The sequence below is a fragment of the Mucilaginibacter pedocola genome (assembly GCF_002013915.1).
GTDB classification, from domain to species: Bacteria; Bacteroidota; Bacteroidia; order Sphingobacteriales; family Sphingobacteriaceae; genus Mucilaginibacter; species Mucilaginibacter pedocola.
Window position 1 is genome coordinate 230873 of the sequence record NZ_MBTF01000037.1, and the last position, 21233, is coordinate 252105.

Annotated in this window: 18 protein-coding genes; 4 read left to right on the top strand and 14 right to left on the bottom strand. The window is 42.7% G+C overall.

The window, feature by feature from the left end:
• Positions 1–245: 245 nt before the first annotated feature.
• The 13 genes from BC343_RS27200 to BC343_RS27260 form a co-directional block, all read right to left on the bottom strand.
• Positions 246–1157, bottom strand: coding sequence for a glycosyltransferase family 2 protein (locus BC343_RS27200; RefSeq protein ID WP_078350961.1), 912 nt, complete (start codon positions 1155–1157; stop codon positions 246–248).
• Between the two features lie 34 nt (positions 1158–1191).
• Complete coding sequence (locus tag BC343_RS27205; RefSeq protein WP_078350962.1) at positions 1192–2313, bottom strand: polysaccharide pyruvyl transferase family protein; 1122 nt, start codon at positions 2311–2313, stop codon at positions 1192–1194.
• Between the two features lie 48 nt (positions 2314–2361).
• Positions 2362–3360, bottom strand: a complete 999-nt coding sequence (locus BC343_RS27210) for a glycosyltransferase (protein WP_078350963.1) — start codon at positions 3358–3360, stop codon at positions 2362–2364.
• 64 nt (positions 3361–3424) lie between these two features.
• On the bottom strand, positions 3425–4363 hold the full coding sequence (locus BC343_RS27215; protein WP_078350964.1) for a glycosyltransferase family 2 protein: 939 nt from the start codon (positions 4361–4363) through the stop codon (positions 3425–3427).
• Positions 4364–4369: 6 nt separating this feature from the next.
• Positions 4370–5752, bottom strand: coding sequence for an O-antigen ligase family protein (locus BC343_RS27220; protein ID WP_078350965.1), 1383 nt, complete (start codon positions 5750–5752; stop codon positions 4370–4372).
• Between the two features lie 6 nt (positions 5753–5758).
• A complete protein-coding gene (locus BC343_RS27225) occupies positions 5759–7282 on the bottom strand; it encodes an MATE family efflux transporter (protein WP_078350966.1) in 1524 nt (507 codons plus the stop codon).
• Positions 7279–7908, bottom strand: a complete 630-nt coding sequence (locus BC343_RS31895) for a CatB-related O-acetyltransferase (RefSeq protein ID WP_078350967.1) — start codon at positions 7906–7908, stop codon at positions 7279–7281. Before BC343_RS31895 ends, BC343_RS27225 begins: the two co-directional genes overlap by 4 nt.
• Positions 7909–7915: 7 nt before the next feature.
• Positions 7916–9118: a Coenzyme F420 hydrogenase/dehydrogenase, beta subunit C-terminal domain gene (locus BC343_RS27235; protein WP_078350968.1), complete on the bottom strand. Its 1203-nt coding sequence runs from the start codon at positions 9116–9118 to the stop codon at positions 7916–7918.
• 6 nt (positions 9119–9124) lie between these two features.
• The gene (locus tag BC343_RS27240; protein WP_078350969.1) at positions 9125–10321 is read right to left on the bottom strand and encodes a polysaccharide pyruvyl transferase family protein; all 1197 of its coding nucleotides are present in this window, start codon (positions 10319–10321) and stop codon (positions 9125–9127) included.
• Positions 10322–10338: 17 nt separating this feature from the next.
• Positions 10339–10842 carry an acyltransferase gene (locus tag BC343_RS31900; RefSeq protein WP_078351098.1) on the bottom strand — a complete coding sequence of 168 codons (504 nt, stop codon included), beginning with the start codon at positions 10840–10842 and terminating at the stop codon, positions 10339–10341.
• A 243-nt stretch (positions 10843–11085) separates the two neighbouring features.
• On the bottom strand, positions 11086–12483 hold the full coding sequence (locus BC343_RS27250) for a UDP-glucose 6-dehydrogenase (RefSeq protein WP_078350970.1): 1398 nt from the start codon (positions 12481–12483) through the stop codon (positions 11086–11088).
• A gap of 152 nt (positions 12484–12635) precedes the next feature.
• Positions 12636–15041, bottom strand: a complete 2406-nt coding sequence (locus BC343_RS27255) for a GumC family protein (RefSeq protein ID WP_078350971.1) — start codon at positions 15039–15041, stop codon at positions 12636–12638.
• A 9-nt stretch (positions 15042–15050) separates the two neighbouring features.
• Entirely contained in the window at positions 15051–15821 is a 771-nt protein-coding gene (locus BC343_RS27260; RefSeq protein ID WP_238381883.1) for a polysaccharide biosynthesis/export family protein, read from the bottom strand.
• 389 nt (positions 15822–16210) lie between these two features.
• Between BC343_RS27260 and BC343_RS27265 the strand changes: the two genes are divergently transcribed.
• From BC343_RS27265 to BC343_RS27280, 4 genes are all read left to right on the top strand, one after another.
• Complete coding sequence (locus BC343_RS27265; protein WP_078350973.1) at positions 16211–16951, top strand: carbohydrate deacetylase; 741 nt, start codon at positions 16211–16213, stop codon at positions 16949–16951.
• A gap of 378 nt (positions 16952–17329) precedes the next feature.
• A complete protein-coding gene (locus tag BC343_RS27270; RefSeq protein WP_078350974.1) occupies positions 17330–18094 on the top strand; it encodes a WecB/TagA/CpsF family glycosyltransferase in 765 nt (254 codons plus the stop codon).
• A gap of 128 nt (positions 18095–18222) precedes the next feature.
• Positions 18223–19179, top strand: a complete 957-nt coding sequence (locus BC343_RS27275) for a right-handed parallel beta-helix repeat-containing protein (RefSeq protein ID WP_078350975.1) — start codon at positions 18223–18225, stop codon at positions 19177–19179.
• A gap of 101 nt (positions 19180–19280) precedes the next feature.
• Positions 19281–20642 (top strand): lipopolysaccharide biosynthesis protein, encoded by a 1362-nt coding sequence (locus BC343_RS27280; protein WP_078350976.1) that lies wholly within the window; start codon positions 19281–19283, stop codon positions 20640–20642.
• A gap of 14 nt (positions 20643–20656) precedes the next feature.
• Here BC343_RS27280 and BC343_RS27285 read toward each other — a convergent pair whose 3' ends face one another.
• Positions 20657–21163 (bottom strand): hypothetical protein, encoded by a 507-nt coding sequence (locus BC343_RS27285; RefSeq protein ID WP_078350977.1) that lies wholly within the window; start codon positions 21161–21163, stop codon positions 20657–20659.
• Positions 21164–21233: the final 70 nt, after the last annotated feature.

The window sequence follows — 21233 nt, forward strand, 5'->3', positions numbered from 1 at the left end:
CAATTAACATGATTTGATTTGTGCTGGATTGCTGCCCGAAGCCGATGGCCGGTTTGTTTGATGAATTTTGCAGCTGTTATATTTACGCAAAAACATAACTCAATAAGTCAACGGTTTCTTTGTTTTCACTAACGCGCCGTTAATCAGAATGTTTTAGCCCTGTTAATATGTATCTGCTTTTTTACGCATCGGGGGTACTAGTTTTACAAAATCGTAAATGAGGGAGTTGGTTGCGGCGCCGGCAATTACCTGCTTACCATCGAAATTGCTCTTTTTATGTAGTATTTGCGCAATTGTGAAAATTTATCGCCGAGGGATAACCGGATATCCAGTTGCTTTAATTTCTCGTTCACATATTCGGGTATTTGGGCGCGCCTATCGGTTAGGTAAGCATACATGAATAAATTAAGTAAAGCTAAGGTGCGCTTATCCAATTTATCAATTGCTGTTAAATGCTCTTTTATACGGAGCCTGAGATTGAGGTAATTGTTAGCTACTTCAATTACTTTCTCAGTGTTTTTACTGCGGGTTATAGAGCCGGCACCGTAATGAATTAATGCCGACGTGCGTGCTATATCAAAAGCAACCTTTGCATTGTTCTGCAGCATCCTAAAAATAAGGTCGTACTCCTGGGACGAGGATAAGCGCTCGTCCCAGCCCGATACGGCACTTACAGCTTTCTTTTCCCATAAATTGGCGCTGGTAATGCCAAGGCGCGCGGTAATAAGCCCATGCCAAATATTTTTTGAATTTGGTTTTTTTGACACACGCAGTTTTAGCCCTTTGGCGTTTATAACCCTATCAAAATTACCTACAATTAGCTGGGGGCTTTCTTTAGCAATCAGTTTCACCTGCCGCTCAAGCTTGTCGGGCAGTATTTCGTCGTCGGCATCTAAAAATTGTATCCAGGTGCCTTTTGCGTGGTGCAGCCCCATATTCCGGGCTGCGCCTCCGCCTTTTTTTGGCTGCTCTAAAACCGTTATTTTGTCGGGGTATTGGTTGCAAAAACCTTCCAATACAGCTTTGGTATTATCCTGCGAGTTATTGTCAACCAGTATTATCTCTGTTTCCCGGTAAGTTTGCTCCAGCGCACTTTTAATAGCCCGGGCCACAAAGTTTTCTGCGTTGTAACAGGGTATTATTATAGATATCATCATTGCTCTGCAGGTAATTGCGTATAGTTACTAAGGTTTACTTTTTAAATATGCCGCTCAGTATATTGTGCGATAGGGCTATGTACTCGCTTTCGGTTTTGTTCATTTTGGCAATTATCTCATCCTTATTGGCCAATAACGATTTAAATACGCTTGTGTTATGCTCCAGGTCGTCGTGCACATTCAGCAGCAAGTTTGATACACCGGCATCAAGATAAATACCTTTAATTTTAAGGTGGTCTTTAGCATCGGTAAGTACAAGAGGCAATGCACCGTATTTATAGGCGAGCAAGGCCCCATGCAAACGGTTGGTAATAATGGCCACGGCAGATGAGTAGGCCTCGGCAGCATTGTCTAATGTTACCTGTGTTTCGTTAAAGGTTAGCTTAATGTCGTTCTTCAACTCGTCGTATATTCGTTTGCAGAAGATGCGGTCGCGCGTAACCTGGTAAACAATTTCTATGCTGTAAGTTTCATCGAGCGTTTTAAGCAGGCCAAATAAATTCTCTTTCAGCTTGTTTAGGTACTCGTCGCTCGAGGCACCTTGTACAATAGAGTCGCGAAAGCTTACTACTATTTTATTTTTTACTGGTGGGGTAGCCGGTTTGGCAACCTCAAGCGTCCAGGCCAGGTCGGGGAAGAAGTTAGCATGTTTAATACCAATTTCTTTGGCGAGTTTTAACGATAACGAATCTCTCACCAAATAATGCTTAATTAACGGCGACCTGAATTGCTCGGTAAAGGCCAACCTTTTACCAAGGGGGCCCATAGAGAAACCAATTTTAATAATTTTAACACCCAGCAGCCTGAATAATACAAAAGCAACGGCAGAGGTAAGGTTGCGGATCGATTTATCGCGCGAGTTGCCAAAAAGGTGCCCCGGGGGGCCTGCTATTAAAAAGATCTTTTTATTTCTTTTAAAAAATGCCGAGAAGGCTTCGGCCATAAAGTACGAGTAAAACGATTTTTGCTTGTTGGTGATGCACTCGTCGGGGCTAAGCAAAAGGCTTTGTACATACCACTCGGGCATGGTAATATTATTTACCACAATGGTACCATATTGCCTCAACAGAATAACAAGCGATTTATTAATTAAAATATCACCCGTATTTTCATACTGTGTATTGCCCTGAAAAAAAATCTCGTTTCTTGTTTCCATCGTAGTACGCAATAGTTATGTTAAAAATGGCCATTACAACCAATTTACTTATTTCAGTTTATTGTTTAAATAGTCTCCAAAATCGCTCCAGCTGTGCTTTTCAAAATAAGGTGGGAACATGGTACCCCAATTTTGCAGCAGGGCTTCGGCCGGTTTATCTACATATTGCAATACCTCTGCAGGCGTATTGTAAGTAGCAATAAAGCCCAGCTGCCCCATTTCTTTAAACCCGCCCACATTTGGGCCAATAACAGGTATCCCTTTGGGCAATGATGTAAGCAAAGCACCCGAATTTAATACACTACTGCCCGTGTATGGGAAAAATACGAAACGCGATTTGGCGTGCAGCATATCCATTTCTTCGGCCGATATAAATTTGTTGTTAATGGTAATTGTTTCTGAGCCATACGCTGCACTCATGCGCTTGTACAACTCTTCGCTTTCAAACTTGCCGGTGATGTTTATTTTATAACGGTTAAGCAGCCCGTTATCGGCAAGGTATTGCATAAACCCGTCAACACCTTTGCTTTTACGTATGTTGCCCCAAATAAGCAGGTCGTACTCTTTAGGCAGGTTGGGCAGGCCGCCAATAGCCGAAGCGAAAAACGGATGGAAGAAGTAAACTACACGTTTATCATCTTGTTTCAGCTGTAGTATGGGCAGGCTTTCGGTGGTATGCAATACTACATAGTTGGCATGTTTTGCCAAAAACTTTATCAGGTACCTATTTAGTTTACCATTGTTACGATGGGGATGCACATTATGATGTGCCCAGACAACTTTTTTACCAAACACTTTGGCGAAGGCGAAAAACAAAAAGAAGAAACATATTTGCGGTACCGAGGTGTTCTCTATCCAGTTGAAATAAAATATATTGGCTTTGAAAAAATAGCGTGTTACATCTAATATACCACCCTTAATGTTATTACCGTAGTTTACTATCTTAAAATGCTTTAAGAGTGCGCCCGACAGATGTGCTACATAGGGGCTCTTTGCTTTCAAAGCCGCCTCGTCTCTCATCGGATATAGGTATATCTTTTTTTCCATTTTAATAAAGCGCATGTTTTAGTTATTGCCAACGGTTGCGGCAGCGTATTGGCCCAATGGCATTTTATTTAACTTTTGCCAACCTAAAAATGTAGTACACATAAAAAAAAGCAAGCAAATGGCCAATCTTCAGCGTTTTTAATTGATGCCTGAGGTATGTTAGCCATTGCATTGGCGGCAGTGCGCGTTTAGATACTGCCAAATGGTTAACAAAGCGTTTAGCGAGGTAGAACTTATGATCGAACGTGAAGCTTAACCCGTGCTGCTTATAAAATGCAGAAACCCATTCGGCGTAATTCATATCAGCCCGAAGCTTGCCATTTACTATAGTTGCATCGGCGTTGTTGGGCGTAATGTTTACGCCGCTTTTGCGCCAGTTTACAAATGCGTTTTTAATAGTGGTTATACCTGCTGGGTGCCCAAGTTTTGTCCATGTAGCCTCATCGGTATGCCAGGCATAATCAAATTCCTGGAAGCCACCATTTTTATCGAAAAACTCTTTCGAAAAAATATATTCTACCACATAGGTGTTCAGTTGCGATTTCCATCTTCCCAAATGAAAGTTAACAACGTCAATAGTTTCGGGGAAGGGGCGGGTACGGTTTATCACATCGCCCTGTTCGTTTATAATGTTAACATCAAAATGAAATATTTTTTTCTCGGGAAATTGGGCTGCGGCTGCGTAGAATTGCTCTACACAATTTTCAGTCATGGTGTCATCGTCAGAGAAAAACCATATCCACTCTTCGTCGCCGGCCATATCCATGCAGCGGTTCCATTGCCCTACCAGGTTGGTACCGCCCATGTTTTTATCAAATTTTTGATAAACTATGTTTAGCCCGGCCCTAAACTCGTCAACAATGGCCGTTAAGTTATAGGGGCTGTTATCGTCGCCTATGTATACCGTAAAATCGGTACAGGTTTGGTTGGCCAACGACTGCAATGTTGCCCTAAAAAAATCGGCCTTATATGCAGGTATTACTATGGCAAGGTTAGATTTCATACGTTACTATCTCGACGGGACTTGTTGTACGATAACCCCAATCCTGGTATTTCTGCTATCTTCCAGTTCAATAGCTTTAAATATCATACCCATTACAGACATGCAGAACAAGAAGGTACCCAAAGCCCCGGTTGCAAAAATGAAGAGCAGGAATGCTGCGTATAATGCCAACCCGAACATAATATACTGTTTGCCTAAGGGGGTTGCATATTTATAACGTAATGCCATCCACAAGCAACAACTAATAAAGAATATTGCATTAGCAATAATGCCTATTGAGCCTTCTTCAATTAGCAAGGCAAAAGAGTAACTTTCAAAACCTTTCAACTCGCTTCGGGCCATTTTCTTAACATCTTTTTCCATCAACTTTTCATCAATGTACTTAAGGCCGTGCCCGTAAACCGGGCTTTTATCAAAAAACCTTAACGAAGCCCTAAGCTGCGTTTGGCGCATTTCTATACTGCTACCGCCATCCTGGTTCTTATCGCTCTCCTGGGTGAATATAGCAATGGCCTTGTCAATAATTTTGAAAGACTTAGGCAGCAAAGTATAGCCGGCTGCAAGTATCACCGTACATCCGATAATAATTAAAAACTTATGTTTGAATTTTATGGCGAACAAACCATAAAGCCCTGCACCAAAAACAAAAGAGATAAGCGGCGTGCGCGAGTTTACCAATATAAGGTTAATGAGCAGCAGCACAAAGGTGATACCGTAAAACACCTTATGCTTTAGCTTATCAATAGAGTTGAACATGAATACAATAAGCATCATAACCAGCGTAACCAAAAAGCCGTAATAAATCGGATTTACGGTAAACGAGGATATACGGAAACGGTCTCGCCCGGAAGAGGTGTTAAGGTTTCCGGAGTCGACAACACCGTAGGTATCGCTAATGAAGGCAGAGTATTCAACCGTACGGGTAAGGTAATTAGATATACCGTATAATGCCATTACAAAGAAAAATACAATGATGATGTTAAACACATACACCAGGTCTTTTTCGGTTTTTATGTACACATAGGTAAGAAAAATTACAAAGAAGCTATCAACAAAGTATATAAACGGCCTGTAAACACGCAGGTAAGGTTCTAAGCGGTCATCGGCAATACCAATTATCAGCAATGCTATAGCCATTATGATAAGGGCTATTTTTACCGGGAATTTTTTGAACTCGGCAAACCAGGCTTTTTCCTGTACTACAGTGGCGGCAATTAAAGCATATATAATTAACCGCGGAAAGCTGGTTGCAGGTGTTGGTATAAGCTGCATACTACCCGGAAAAAACAGGATACCAAAGAAAAACCATGGTAGTTTTTTTACGCCCTTAAGCCGGAATATCTGGTAGCACAAGCCTGAAGCTATAAGTAGGAATAAAATTTTAGCCATGGCGCTTTATTTTTTTATAAGTTTTTGTTTCAACTGTGCAATTTCGGCCTTTTTAATGATGAAGATAAATGTTAAACCCGCAAACAGTAAAAAGAACATCACCGAAGAAGTGCCTAAAGTTAGAAAATGCTGTTTAAAATGAATAAACGAACTTAGGTAATACGTTACACTACAAGCTATAAGCCCTGCCATAAACGGCGGAAAAAACGACTGCATAAATATTTGCCCGCTGCTTAGTTTCAGCACGCGTGGTACATAGTAGCTGTAATAAAACACAACCTGCATAGCAATGTAAGCAAAGTAGCCCATAACCGCTGCGCCCACGTTGTATTTACCCGCCAAAATAACGGTGATAGGCAACGATAAAAAACAACTAACGGCCGACATGTAAACCAATGGTTTAGTATTACCGCTTGATAACGCCAAACTGGCTACAGGTGCGTTATGCATAGCTATAAGTACGGTAAGCAGCCATATAATAAGCCAAATGCTTAGGGAGGTATAATCTGGCCCCATATATAGCAGCAGCAGGTTTTGGGCATTGGTTATTATGCCAAATACCACCAATGATAGAAATAAGCTAATGTATTTGGTGCCTTCGTGCACCATTTTTTTAAGCTTCACCTGGTCGTTTTCGGCGAGTATTTTGGCGGCCGAAGGAATGAGTACTTGCATAAATACTGTTCCGAAGGCAATAACAATCATGGTGATGGTTTGTATAATGCGGTAGTCGGTAAGTACTGCAATGCCTTTTGTACTGTATTTACCCAACAAAATTGGCCGTAAGCTATCTGCCGATTGCTGAAAAATGCCTATCGCAAATATGGCCATACTGTACCCTAATATTTCCTTAAAGGCTTTGCCGTTCCATTTAGGGGAAATTAACTTCCATAGTGGTGTTTTATAAACTTTAAGCTTATAAACGTTCATGGGTATTACTATAAGGGTTGATAGGGTATACATTACAAAGTATACCGGTAACGATAAGTGTAGCGTAACTGCTGCAACGGCCGTTGCGAAGTTGAAAATACTGGCTACAATGGTAGACTGGCTCAACGAACCTTGCAGGCCCTGGGCGCTCAACAACTGGTTTACCACGTTAGATAGCCAGTTGAGAACGGTACTCACCGCCAGGATGTACATTATCCATTTATAAATAGGCAACTGCGCCGGGGTTAAATTGAAGAATTTACCCGCGTAAACAGACATCAGCAGAAAAACAGCGGCATTTACCAAGCCAATTACGCCATAAAAAACAATGCTGGAACGTGATACCTTAGAGATCTTTTCGTCTTCGCCACGGCTTACCCACATCGAAAAAAAGCGTATAGAGCCAACGTTCATGCCCAGATCCATCAAACGCAAATAGGTGTTCAGCGAAAATGCCAGCGCTATTAACCCATAATCGCTTTTGCCAAAATAGTGTACCAACATGGGGATGGTAATAAATTTGGCGGCAGAATCAAACCCTTTAGCTATAATACCCCAAACAGAACCAGAAAAAACAGAAGAAAATGCCGATTTGCTCATTTGGTGGGTATGCTTCCTTTGGTAATTTTATTTAGCTCGTCTATTTTCTCTATCAAGGCTGTTTTGCTTAGTAACCACCATTGCGTTTTTTCTAATTCGGCAATTGTTTCGGCATCAAAACGCACGCCTATTTTTTTAGCCGGGTTGCCTGCTACAATGGTATAGGGCTCCACATTTTTTGTTACCACACTTGCAGCGCCTATCATAGCCCCGTTGCCAATAGTGCTTACGTTTGGCAGTATGGTAGTGCCTTCGCCTATCCACACATCGTGGCCAACCTCAAGCGGTGGTTTTGGTAAAAGGTAAGTTTTTACGTGGCCAGCCGCCGGATTGTATAGTAGCGGGTGCGATGTAAAAGTGCCTTTAGGGTGGTTGGCCCTAAAAATTTTGATTGTTTGCGCTATAGAGCAATAATTGCCAAAGCTTACATCGGCAGGTACATTGGCCGCATTGAAACAACCACCATAGGTACCGTAGCCAATAGTTATGCGGTATTGTTTTTTGTATATACGCCTTATGGTAGGAGAATACATTTGCCCGCCTTCGCGTTTCAGTATCAGTTTTGTAATACTCTTTCTGAACTTGCGCGGTAGCAGGAAATATAGTTTATATAAAAGTTCGTTCATAGTTAGCTTACTTAATCAATCGCTTAAACATTCCCCAAAACTCGCCGGCTATTGTGCGTAGGGGCAGCTTACGGGTGTTTACCAACAGGCCAAGGTTTTGATAGTTTAACCGGCGCCTTTTCACCAGCGTGAAGGCCATGGTGCGTACACCAACTTTTTGCCTCCTGCGAAACTGAAACGGTTGCATAACAGCAATCGTCTGCTCTTTCAAATCGTTATAAACGGCACTTCCGGTGCTTTCAAGTTGCGTTAAAATATCCGTAGCGGCGGTGGTGCGGGCTATTATCAGGCTATTGCCTTCGCGTTCGGTAAAATCGGGGTAGCCATCGGCTGTTTCCCAGGCATCGCCAATGGCAATATCGGCTTGCAGGCCAATACCATCCGGGCAAAGTTTGCAGCGCAGGTGTACGTGCCTGCCAAGCCTTTTGCCCCACGAGTCGTTATAGGTCATCTGGAATTTTTTCTGCGTTTTATCGATAAACGAGAAATAGCCGGGCCAGCCGTTGCCGCGGTAAACAAGGTCTTTTACAGGCGTTTCGGCCTTAAACTCATCTATAATGGCTTTGGTGCCCTCAAATGATGGCATACCCGCACACATGATGGATATGGTTAACTTAAAGCGGTGTTTATATTGCGGATACTTAGCCAAAAAGTTCTTCAGGCCCGATATGTCGCAGGGTTTGCCAATAAAGCAAAACACATCTTCGGAGCCATTTAAAATATCCAAAATTTTGTTGAATATGAGGGCAGGGGCATACCTTGACGATGCGCAGGCCAATACGTCTTCGCGGGTGCGCGATATACGGAGGCTATTGCGTTCGTAATCGTTGGCATCGCCGCCAACCTGCAGTACGGCATCAACCAGTTTGTTTTGCAGCATGTAAATGGCTATGCCGCTTACCATACCGCCCGATGAGCCCTTTTGGCGCGTTTCGGAATCTGTAGAAAAGCCCTGGTAAAGTTTCTCTACCTTGCCCCAAATGCGTTGGTTATCATCAAATAACAGGTCGTTTTTAATATTTAACCCGGGGCAAATTTCTTTTATCGTAGCTTCATCTTCTTTTTTTACCGGGGCTTTTACCACGGGGCGCAAAAAGCCGTTGCTTTGCAGCTCCATGGCAACGGTGCTTTTTCCGCAAATGCCTTCGCAAAAGCCGCAACCCAGGCAAAGCCCGTCCTGGTAAATTTTATCAATGGTTTTGTTGCCCACAATAATTTATTTAATAACGTTACCTAATATCTGCTTCAACTCATCCAGCCTTGGCTTGGCAATGGTATCCATAGAGTGTTTTATGTCGGCAGCCATTTTGTCAATATTGCTGAAAGCATCTTTCAATTTGGCAAACACCACATCTTCGCTCTCGTTCACGCAATCGCCCATCCAGGGGTATTGCAGGGTATCTTTAAACAAGCCATTAAACTTGCGGCTATAGGCCATTAAAAATACCGGTACCAACGATGAGAATGCGCCTATACAAGCATGCATGCGTGCGCCGGTAAAAAATTGCATGCCGCTTATGTAGCCTTTAGCTTCTATAGGGCTGCTAAACCTTGGCGCTATTACCACGTTAGGGAAGTGGTTGGCCTTAATATCTTCTGCCGCTGTGTAATCATCTTCAACGGGGTTGTTCTCGGGTATTACGTGCGATACGATGTGTATTTGCACATTATCCATTGCCGAAAAGAAGGTAAGCGTATCGGTAATTAGTTTGCGGTAATCAGTTTTCATTTCAAACTGGTTGTTGCGGGTGTAGCCACCGTTCCACAACAGGCCCGATACGTTTATGCCTACGTTTATTTTGCCGTTATTGAAGCTGGTTTTCTCGAAGGGCATGTAGAAGGCCACATCCATAGTTTCTGCTATCTTCTCTTTCGGTAAAAACTTTGCAGAGTACTTATAGCTTTGCTCATCGCGGCTGATAACCATCTCCGTGGTTTTCATTACATCGAAGGCCTGTTTCTCGTAAACCGGGTCTTTAAAAGGGCCAATAGTTTGCGGCAAAAGCACTTGTTTTTTACCCAGCTTAGCAAAAAAGCGTTTGGTATTAAGCATCAGGTAAAACCTTTTGGGGCCGTATATGTCAGAGAAGCTATCGCCTGCCGATATGTCAAACACATAATCTAAACCTAAAAGCTTGCCGGTTTTATAACGCGAGGGGAGTAGTATTAACTGGGCGATAGATTTTGGCTTCATATAATCCAGCACCGGGAAAGTGGTAAATTCTATCTCCTTGTCTCTTAAAACCAGTTTGTCTTTTTTATATTTTGTGAAGCAAATAAAGCTGTACTCGGCATCAAGCCCTTTGCTTTTAACAACATCGTTAATAAGGGCAAGTGATGATAAGGCCAGCGCGCCAACACCAAGGTTTTTGTTATAAGGGTCGGCCCAAACAATACCAATTTTAATTTTCATGGGTGTATAATAATATATTAAACCATATGCATCCGGCTATAACCGGGGGCATAGTCATAATCTTTTTCTTCTCGTTTCGATACCACTTTTGCAGGTACCCCGGCCGCCACAGTATAGGCGGGTACATCTTTGGTAACAATAGCGCCGGCTGCAATAACAGCACCGTCGCCAATTTTCACTCCGGGTAATATAATACAGCGCGATCCCAGCCAAACATAGTCGCCTATCACAACCGAGTCGCCTACTACTTTAAAGTTAGTGTCGTTGTAATCATGATGCAGGCTCCATATCATTACCTCGGTGCCAAAGCAAACGCTTTTGCCTATTGTGAGGCCGCGCCTGGCATCTAATATGGCGCGGTGGCCCAATGCCGAGCCTGTACCAACCGTTAAGCCTTTTGGATTACGGTATTCGTTACCGCCATACATGGCAACGTGCTTGCCTATTTTGGCGCCCGATAAGCGCAGGTAAAATATCCTGACAGTATGTGATGGGAAATGGGAAATTACTGTGTTTAGCATAAACCACTTAACAGAGTTTTTCCATATCCTGATAAAGGTTTTCAGCCTTCCAATAAATGTTTTTTTACCTGACATCTATCTTTCTTTTATATTAAAGTGATTACCCGTTACAAAAAGGTTTCAGGGCAAATGCTTTGGGATTTTTAAATGTCAAATACCGGCTTATGAGCAGCCTGGTGTAAACTTCACGTTCATGCGCGGCGGCATAAACGTGAAGTTTCGGGTAAACTATCATTTCTTCAATTATTTACCTATCGAGTAAACTTTAAAGCCAATGTCTGATAGTTTTTTACGGTCAACAACGTTGCGGCCGTCAAACAAAAATGCGGGTTTGGTCATGTTAGCGTAAATGCGCTCCCAATCGTAAGTTTTAAACTCGTCCCACTCTGTCATAATAGCAATTGCGTGCGCGCCTTTGCAGCATTCGTAAGGGTCGGTAACTGCTGTTACAAGTGCAGAATTTTCGGCTTCGCTGCGGCTGTGCAGGTAATTCAAATCGCCTTGTATTTGGTCGGCAGTTACTTTAGGGTCGTATACCGCTATGTTAGCTTGCTCGTTCAGCAAATCGTCTGCCACGTATATAGCGGCCGATTCGCGGGTATCGTTAGTATCTTTTTTAAATGCCCAACCCAAAAAGGCAATTTTTTTGCCCGATACGGTATTGTATAGCGTACGTACTATTTTAGTACCGAAGCGGCGCTTTTGGTGATCGTTCATGATGATCACCTGTTCCCAGTAATCGGCAACTTGCTGCAGGCCATATGAGCGTGCTATGTAAACCAGGTTAAGTATATCTTTTTGGAAGCATGAACCGCCAAAACCAACTGAAGCGTTCAGGAATTTAGGGCCTATGCGGCTATCGGTACCAATAGAGCGGGCTACCTCAAATACATCGGCACCGGTGTGCTCGCACAGTTCTGATAGGGCGTTGATAGATGATACCCTTTGCGCTAAAAACGCATTGGCCGTAAGTTTTGATAACTCCGATGACCATAGGTTGGTGGTAAGTATCTTTTCGCGCGGTACCCAATTTGCATAAACATCAACTAAGGCTTGCAATGCTTCCTGGCCTTCTTCGGTAGGGTCGCCACCTATCAATATCCTGTCGGGCGCATGAAGGTCTTCCACTGCTGTACCTTCTGCCAAAAACTCGGGGTTTGATAGTATCTGGAATTGTACGTTGTTACCCGTGTTTTGCAGGATGCTTTTTACAGCCTCGGCGGTACGTACAGGCAGGGTAGATTTTTCGACAATTATTTTATCTGTTTTTGATACACGTGCTATCTGGCGTGCGCAAAGCTCAATGTACTTTAAGTCGGCAGCCATACCTTTACCGGTACCGTAGGTTTTGGTAGGGGTATTTACCGATATAAATATCATTTCGGCTTCGGCAATTGCTTCGTCTACATTGGTAGAGAAAAACAAGTTGCGGCCGCGCGCTTCGGCTACTACGGCAGAAAGCCCGGGTTCGTATACGGGGATATTTTCGGTATCGGGGTCGTTCCAGGCAGCAATACGCGCCTGGTTCAAATCAACAACGGTAACTTGTATACCGGGGCACTTTTGTGCAATAACTGCCATTGTGGGCCCACCAACGTAGCCTGCACCAATACAGCAAATTTTAGTAATTTTTTTGGCCATTGTGTTAAATATTACGCTAAACCTGTTTTAAGCTCAACAAACTTTGGTTGAAAGGTAACAAAGTTTATTGGCCCGAAATTTTAAAATTACCAAATTGATACAGCCTGCCGTATCAATTTGGTAATACTGGCCCCATAAAGGGCTTAATCATATTAGAATCTTCTTAAGAAAGTCCTGAATTTAGAACCCAGGGTTTCTTTTTCTTTATCGGTGTAGGTATTGTAAGAGCTGTAGTAGCTGTTGGTATAACCATAACCGTAGTTGAATGTATCGCGTTTAATACCGTTAAATACCAAGGTATATTTAGGGAACCTTTGTGCGTTATCAACATCGTTAATAAATTCAAGCTCATCTTTAAGCGTATGGCCCTGGCGTATCATGTAAACAACCGCGTGTGCTGTACGTGCAATAATGTATGAATCTGTTACGAGGTGAATTGGCGGCGAGTCGATCAACACGTCGTCATAGGTTTCCCTAAGTGTGTTTATCAGTTTATCAAGCACATCTTTCTCAAGCAACTCTGATGGGTTTGGCTGTATAGGGCCGCAACCTAATACATCAAGGCCCGGTATGCCCGATGGCTGTATCAGTTTGCTCAGGTCGGTGTGTGTTTCTACCAGGTAATCGCTAATACCGCGGTGCTCCGGCGATAGGCCAAACACACCCGAAATTTTTGGCTTACGCAAGTCCATCTCCAGGATGATGGTTTTCCTGCCTGCGTATGCAAGCGTTACAGCAAGGTTAGAGCTAACGAAACTCTTACCCTCGCTACCAATACTTGATGTAAACAATGTTACGCGGCCCTTATCGCTATTACCATGCAGGTGCGATAAGTTGGTACGCAACACGCGGAATTGCTCGCCAATTGCAAACTTGCCGCGGCCCTGGGTAACCACAATAGGGGTAGTATCTTCCTGGTACGAAAGCTCGCCGAGGATAGGTACTTTAACCGCATCTTCAATTTGTTTACGGGTGCTGATGCGTTCGTTAAGGCCTTCGCGGGCATATAACAAGCCAACCGGTGCGGCAAGGCCAAATAGTAAGGCAATTACATATACGATAGCCGGTTTTGGCCATTTAGCTTTGGCGGCATGCGCATCATCCACAATTTCCGAATCAGATACCGTAGAGGCATATCTTAACGAAATCGACTCGCGTTTCTCTAACAGGAAAGTGTAAATTTTTTCCTTACTTTCCTGCTTACGCTTCATTGCGGTGTAAGCTTTATCCTGTTGAGGGATTTTCTTTAAACCTGCCTGTATACCCGCCTGGAATTTTGCTGTTTGTGCTTTAATTGCGTATTGCGAAGCTTTAAGGGCAGTTATTTTATCGCGGAAGTCTTTCTTCAGCCCGGCCAATTGATCATTTACCGGGTCGAACAGGGGGCTGGTTGGTGGCAATGTAGACAACATCTCCTGCTTTTTCATTTGTACTACAGCAAGCTTTTCGTACAAATCCATCAGGCTTGGGTCTTCAAGGTGCGCGCTGGTTGGCGGTAGGGCATCTGCATTTTTGGGGTTATTCATGGTTCTTTCCAGGTCCTCCAAAATGTTTAGCTGTATATCTGCCTCGTTATTGGCTTTAATATTGGCCTGGCTAATATCCCTAAAACCCTGGCTTTGCGAAGCAATATCTGTCATGGCCTCGCTGCTTTTGAAGTTTTGGATTGCAGTTTCGTCTATATCAAGGTCGCGGTCAAGCGAGTCGAGCCTTACATTTATAAAGTCGATAGCTTTTTGAGCATCCTTGTTTTTAGAGTTCATGGCATCATCTTTATACTGCGCCATCAGCGAGTTCAGGATGTCTTTACCGCGTTCCGGAACCAGGTCTGATGTACTCAGGTTTACAAAAGGAGCATCTTTGTTCTCCAATTCTACTTTAATTTTGCTTTGCAGGTCGTCGGTTACCTGGTCGGGGTCGCCCACTTTAATAGCAATAACAGCGTCTTTATAGTTGGCAATCTCGCTGGTTTTATCCAATGTCCAGGTGCCAAGATCGTCAGTACGCACAGGAGCGCCAAATTTGTAATCTTTGTCGCCGTTTTCGTCGTCGGTAAGCGTGTAGGTATTATTGTCTTTTATAGTTATTTCCAGGTTAACGCCTGTACCCAAAGAGGCGCCTGCTTTAATATACCTGAATTTTACCGGGCTCTTTTTGTAAAGGTCTTGTTTTTCATCGCCGCTGGTTAGGGTATAATTAACCCAAAGCTGCAGGTCAGTAACAACCTTGTACATAATTTTTTTAGACTGCATCACCTCTATTTCGTTTTCAACAATAACAGGTGTGCTTATAGGGTCTAAAGTTGCATCCTGGCCCGATTTATTAATTACAGTACCATCAGAGCTGGTTGGCCCTTTAAATTGTATGGTAGCATATATAGGGTAGGTAGGTTTGGTAACTTTTAGGTAAAAGAAAGCCAAAACGAAAAACAATATAACCGATAGCACAAATAATGGCCAGTGGAAAGTGTATTTCTTTACAAGGTTTGCCCCGCCGCTGCCCGTGGAGCTTTCTGAAGGTAGCGTAAAGGTGGTGATCTGAGTATTTTGCTTGCTCATACGAATTAATTATCTGGTTAAAAGGACAGCAATAATTGATAAAACTGAAATTACTAAACTTGCTCGCTGGAAGGTAGAGCCATCATTTGCTGCTCTTTGTTCGTTCGGCTGAACGTAAATAACATCGTTTTTCTTTACGTAGTAATATGGCGAACTGAATATGTTTTTAGAGGTAAGGTCAAGCGGGATGTACTGGCGTTTGCCGTCAAGTTCGCGCACAAGCATTACGTTGCGTATACCGGTTATGTTTAAGTCGCCTGCTAAGCTTAAAACTTCTGATATGGTGGTCCTTTCGTTCATGATGGTAAAGGTGTTGGGGCTACGTACATCACCCAGTACCGATACCTTGAAGTTTTGGTAGCGTATATTTACGTTTGGTTTGCTCAGGTAAGGCAGCATTTTTTCTTCCAGTATGCGGGCAAGTTGGCTGGTGGTGAGGCCTTGTGCTTTTACCAAACCTATCAACGGTAGTTTAATGTTGCCTTCAGGGTCAACAAAGTAGCCTATAACGGCGTTTTGTTCAGAACGGTCGAGGTTACCGCCGCCCATTTGCCTTTCTAAGTTATAATTGAAAATTGAGTTAGCCTCGTAGTTCAGGCTGGTAACGTGTAAGCCCAACTGGTCGCCGGGTTGTATGGTAACCGGGGTGAAGTTGGTAATATCTTCAGTTGTGATGGTGTCGCGTCTCAGGTCCTGAAAATAAGGAATGTTTTTGTACGGGGTACATGAAAAGCTAATTACAATTAATACGAGTGTACAATACGTTAATAGGTGTTTCAATTTCATATTTAATAAGTTAACAAAAGGTTTGAACCGTAGCGGGAAATAAGAATCATAAGGCAGGTAGCGTGAATTACGTTTTTATTATAAAATAGCAAATCAAATACGTTAGTATGGGCAACTTTAGGGGGGTAGTTAAAAGAACGGGTGTGTTTTAAAGTTGAAAAGTACAAATACTTTCGTATTAAAACTAACGCTCTTTTTTTGCACATAATCTTGTTATGCTGTTGATTTTAATTCTTGCGAAAATAATAAAAAATATGAAAAGATGAATTTTAAAAGATAATTTTTGCATAAATTATAGTATATTCATGTATATGGTTATGAATTTTTAATTTTAAACGAATTTTGAGCCGTCTTGGATTTTTTATACTAAAACATAAAAACACATGCTTCTTGCGGGTAATATTTTGGCCAATGCCGACGATTTTGGAATAAGGCCATCGGTTAATAAAGCCATATTGCAATGTTTCGAAAACGGGTATATTAATAGTACATCGCTTATGAGCAATATGCCCGGCTTTGCCGAGGCGGTGCAAATGGCGCATGATAATGTATTTATAAAAAATATTGGCGCACATATTAATATGGCCGAAGGGTTGCCTCTAACAAACGTAGGCAGGGAGTTTTTAAACAGCGCCGGCGAGTGGGACCTGCAGAAAACCGGCAGAGCCTCTAATTTTTACAGCAGCAGCCAAAAAGCGGCGCTGCTTGCCGAAATAAGCGCACAGGTAAATAAAGCGCTTGCCTCAGGTGTGCAGCTAACGCACATCGATTCGCACTACCATCTGCATACGTTGCCAGGTATGTACGCGCTTTTTTTAGCAGTTGCTAAACAATACAAACTCAAAATAAGGCTGGCACAAACCTATCGCGAAGGAAGTTTCCTTAAATATTGGTACAGGCTTTATATCAACAGCAGGTTTGCTGCGGGCAATCTCGCCTATACGGAGCATTTCCACACGGTTGAATATTTTTTGGGCAGGGGCGGGGAACAAGGCGTTAAGGGGACGGTGGAAGTAATGTTGCACCCGGATATTGATTCCAAAGGCGGGCTTACGGACCATTACGACCCTAAAACCATGGTAAATTGGTTAACGTATATACAACAAACCCATGGCAACAGTTAAATTTATGGCCTGCGGGTAGGTTGTGGCGTAAGTATTACATTTTTATACTAATTTGTTGCAATACTTAGGCTATAAATACATAATATTGTAAATCTTTGTTCCTGAGTTTATTGGGTTTGGCGGATATCAATTTTAAAATGGAAATTTATTTTTGTTATAAAATTCATAATTTTAACCCCCGTGTTGTCCGCTAAATTTAATGTATGCCTAATTATTTATGCATTATTTTTATTTGCCGGGCGAGCAAGCCTACCCGGCCTGCATTTGTATAATTTAATTGGCAATATGTAGAACATTTTTTCTATGTTTAGCAGATATGTTATTAAGAGAGGTATGTATACTTCAGCGCGCATAAGTTTTTTTACTTTTTAAAGCAAAATGGATAAATACCAAACTTTAAAATTATTCGACTATTCAATTTTTACCTCAAGCTTAGATGAATTTGACATTAACTACGGTACCCAGTGCGTAATTAATACCCTAAACCAGTATTGCTACATTATTGCCGAGAAAGACGCTTTTTATAAACGGGCGCTCATTGAATCGGATTTGCTGATACCTGATGGGATAGGAATTGTTGGGGCAGCTAAAATTTTGAAGCGGGAAAAAATAAAAAAGATTGCCGGGGCCGATATGCATACCTATCTGCTTAAACAGATAAGTAAAACAGGAGGCAGGGTATTTTATTTAGGCTCATCTGAAGAAACCTTGTTGGGTATTAAAAAACGCCTTGCTATAGAGTACCCCAATATTGAGGTAGATACTTACTCGCCGCCGTTTAAAGCCAAATTTAACGATGCCGATAATGCTGCCATGATTGAGAGTATTAACAAGTTTAACCCTGATGCGCTTTTTGTGGGCATGACAGCCCCTAAACAAGAGAAATGGGTTTTTGAACACAAGCATAAGCTGAACGCCCAAATTATATGTTCGATAGGTGCTGTTTTTGATTTTTATGCCGAAACTGTAAAACGCCCGAGCAAGTTTTGGATAAACCTTGGCCTGGAGTGGTTCATCCGCCTTTTGCACGAGCCAAACCATTTATGGCGCCGTTACCTGTTATACGGGCCTGTATTTATTTATGTGGTTTTCAGAGAAAAACTTCGCTTGGTTTTTAACGGGCAAAAACAAATGGCCGACTAAACGCGGCAACCCGTAGAGGTATTTTAAAACAAAGGCTCGTTCCCCCAAACGGCCTGTCACTATCCCTAATAATCTCCCTAATTTAACGTCTGTTTTTACATTCCGGGTTTTATAGCTACCTTACCCTAATGCAAAAAGCCATTATGTATTTAAGGCCTATACTGTTTTTATCTATAATATTTTGCCTGTCGGGTGGCTTGGCAGCCTGCAGGCAGGGTAAAACACAAACAGGCTATACCCCTTCAAAGCCGCTGAAGCTTGTTGGCCAGCACGATAAAGTGATAAGCGGGCTTGATATAGCCGGCGATACGCTTGATTGTATTGAACTGAACAACTGCCGCAACATTACCGTCAAAAACTGCCGCTTTAGAGCCTCAAAAAAAAATGGCGTTATTATACTAAGCAGCCGCAATGTAAAGGTGGTTGATTGCTACTTTGAAAACCTGGCCTCGGGCGTTTATGCCGTAGAGTGCAAGCAGGTAAACGTTAGCCACAACCGCTTTAAAAATATACAGGGGCCATTTCCGCGCGGGCAGTTTGTGCAGTTTGACGAAGTTACCGGTGCAGGTAATAAAATAAACCATAACAGCGGCGAAAACCTGCCCGGGCAAAGCGCGCCCGAGGATGCTATTAATGTTTTTAAAAGTAGCGGTACGGCCGTTAGCCCTATAGAAGTTATTGGTAACCGCATACGCGGCGGTGGCCCCAGCACTATTGGTGGTGGCATTATGCTGGGCGACAATGGCGGCGCTTATATTATTGCTAAAGACAATATATTGGTAAACCCCGGCCAATATGGTATGGCCATTGCAGGCGGTAATCATATCACCATTATCAATAATAGCATTTACGGCAAACAGCAGCCTTTTACCAACGTGGGGCTGTATATATGGAACCAAAGCAAACTGGGCTGCGAACTAAATACCATAAGCGGTAACCGCGTAAACTTTACCAAAGCAAACGGACAACCCAACCATAGCTGGAACAATGGCAACTGCGGCAAAGTGCAGGGCTGGGAAACCAACCAGCTGAATGCTAAAATAGATTCGACGATATTGCCGCGCGATATATTGAGCGTTAAGTAAGTCCCTTATAATTGCCACAATGCAATCGCTTTGTATAAATTTGCAGAGTGCCCCCATACTGCAGTTTTATTTTAACCCCTATAAAGCATAACTGATACCAAATGCTCTCTCTCATTAAAACCAAACTACAGGCATTTTGGGCCGGCGGCACTCAACGCAGCAAGCAGGTTAAAAAGAATATTATTTATACTTTTTTAATACGGGGGCTAAGCGTGCTTATAGGTTTTATGCTGCTGCCGCTCACTATTCATTATTTAAACGATGTGCAATACGGGCTTTGGGTAACCATAGCGTCGTTAGTGGCCTGGATAAACACTTTCGACATAGGGCTTAGCAATGGCCTGCGTAATAAATTGGCTCATGCGCTGGCCATTGGCGATGATGATGCTGTACACCGCGATGTTAGCACCACTTATGCTTTACTGTGCTGCATAGCTGCCGGGGTGTTTGTAGTGTTTTATACGGTCGGCTTGTTTTTTAACTGGAACTGGCTGCTGCGTGTGCCGCCAACCGTGCAGTACAATCTTTGGCCCGTGTTGGTTGTAACGCTGGCATCTTTCTGTATCCAATTTGTTTTGCAGCCGGTAAACAGCATTTTAAATGCTACCCAACAGCCGTTTAAAGCATCGCTTATTGCATTGCTTGGGCAGGCATTAACTTACGTGCTTATATGGGTGCTATCGTTATTTACCAAAGGCAATTTGTATTTGCTGGTGCTGATAGCCTCGGGTGCACCGGTGCTGGTGTTGCTTATTGCCAATATTTACCTGTTTGCTACGAGTTTAAAAAAACTTGTACCCCGGTTTAAAGATGTTTACTTCAAAAACGCCAAAAGCCTGATGACGGTAAGCAGCGCTTTCTTTTTTATACAAATAGGCGCGCTGGTGCTTTACGAAACCGATAACGTAGTTATTACCCGCATATTGGGGCCGCAGGATGTTACTACCTTTAATATAGCCTTTAAGTATTTCTCTATCATTAGTATAGCTTTCTATATCATCATTACACCTTACTGGAGCGCCTTTACCGATGCCTACGCCCGGCACGATTTTGCCTGGATACGCGGCTCCGTAAAAAAGCTTCGCAAGTTTTGGTTGGCTGCTGTAGGCGTAGCAGCGGTAATGCTAATATGCTCGGGTGTGGTATACAAGCTTTGGATAGGTAAGGATACCGATGTGCCTTTCCTGTTATCGGCAAGTATGGCGGTTTACACCATACTGCAAGCCTGGATGGTGATACATGCCTACCTGCTTAATGGCGTTGGCAAGCTGCGGGTACAACTAATACTGGTTATTGCAACGGGTATTGTTAATATACCCCTGTCTGTATTCCTGATAAAATGGGCCGGTGTGGAGGGTACCGTGCTGGCCAATATTATTGTAATGCTTATTACCAATATATTTATTACCACGCAATGCAGCCTTATTATGGCTAATAAAGCAACAGGCATCTGGAACAGGTAATGGGGGCTAAGCTCCTACTTAACTGCCTCTATAGCCTCGCCTGCATCGGTGATCTTACGTACCTGGAAGGTAACACTTGTAACAAAGCCTACTATAAGTATAACCAGGCACGATTTAATAATATCTGAATCGGGGCTTTTTGCAATGGGGGATGATATGGGCAGGCGGGTTAAGGTTTCTACAACGGCGGGGATCATTGAGAAAAATAAGGTGCCGGACATTACTACCGTTTCTACATATTTGGTAATTGGCCCAAATAACTTTACCGATTTGGCGTAAATAGCAATAGGTATCAAAATTAATATCATAATGGCTAAGCCGTGCGCTCCGGTGAAATGCCCCGTTTTCATGATAGGCAGCCCGGTAATGCAGGTAAGTATGGTAGTAATGGTATACCATTTGCCTGCACCTTTAAGGGGCGTTATTTTACCGAACCTGAAAGAGGCATAAAAGCCAAAAAATAAGGCTATAATACTTATTGCGGTGTGGATGATCCCTAATACTGACAGATGGTTTGGCATAACGGTAAAGCTTTAAGGGTTAGTGATATAATTTGCTGATAGCTAAGTTAATGTAATATTATTTAATATC

Bases quoted from the DNA above. Each gene is read 5' to 3' on its own strand.
- BC343_RS27200 (WP_078350961.1), bottom strand. From the start codon at position 1,157: ATGATGATATCTATAATAATACCCTGTTACAACGCAGAAAACTTTGTG.
- BC343_RS27205 (WP_078350962.1), bottom strand. From the start codon at position 2,313: ATGGAAACAAGAAACGAGATTTTTTTTCAGGGCAATACACAGTATGAA.
- BC343_RS27210 (WP_078350963.1), bottom strand. From the start codon at position 3,360: ATGGAAAAAAAGATATACCTATATCCGATGAGAGACGAGGCGGCTTTG.
- BC343_RS27215 (WP_078350964.1), bottom strand. From the start codon at position 4,363: ATGAAATCTAACCTTGCCATAGTAATACCTGCATATAAGGCCGATTTT.
- BC343_RS27220 (WP_078350965.1), bottom strand. From the start codon at position 5,752: ATGGCTAAAATTTTATTCCTACTTATAGCTTCAGGCTTGTGCTACCAG.
- BC343_RS27225 (WP_078350966.1), bottom strand. From the start codon at position 7,282: ATGAGCAAATCGGCATTTTCTTCTGTTTTTTCTGGTTCTGTTTGGGGT.
- BC343_RS31895 (WP_078350967.1), bottom strand. From the start codon at position 7,908: ATGAACGAACTTTTATATAAACTATATTTCCTGCTACCGCGCAAGTTC.
- BC343_RS27240 (WP_078350969.1), bottom strand. From the start codon at position 10,321: ATGAAAATTAAAATTGGTATTGTTTGGGCCGACCCTTATAACAAAAAC.
- BC343_RS31900 (WP_078351098.1), bottom strand. From the start codon at position 10,842: ATGCTAAACACAGTAATTTCCCATTTCCCATCACATACTGTCAGGATA.
- BC343_RS27250 (WP_078350970.1), bottom strand. From the start codon at position 12,483: ATGGCCAAAAAAATTACTAAAATTTGCTGTATTGGTGCAGGCTACGTT.
- BC343_RS27255 (WP_078350971.1), bottom strand. From the start codon at position 15,041: ATGAGCAAGCAAAATACTCAGATCACCACCTTTACGCTACCTTCAGAA.
- BC343_RS27265 (WP_078350973.1), top strand. From the start codon at position 16,211: ATGCTTCTTGCGGGTAATATTTTGGCCAATGCCGACGATTTTGGAATA.
- BC343_RS27270 (WP_078350974.1), top strand. From the start codon at position 17,330: ATGGATAAATACCAAACTTTAAAATTATTCGACTATTCAATTTTTACC.
- BC343_RS27275 (WP_078350975.1), top strand. From the start codon at position 18,223: ATGCAAAAAGCCATTATGTATTTAAGGCCTATACTGTTTTTATCTATA.
- BC343_RS27280 (WP_078350976.1), top strand. From the start codon at position 19,281: ATGCTCTCTCTCATTAAAACCAAACTACAGGCATTTTGGGCCGGCGGC.
- BC343_RS27285 (WP_078350977.1), bottom strand. From the start codon at position 21,163: ATGCCAAACCATCTGTCAGTATTAGGGATCATCCACACCGCAATAAGT.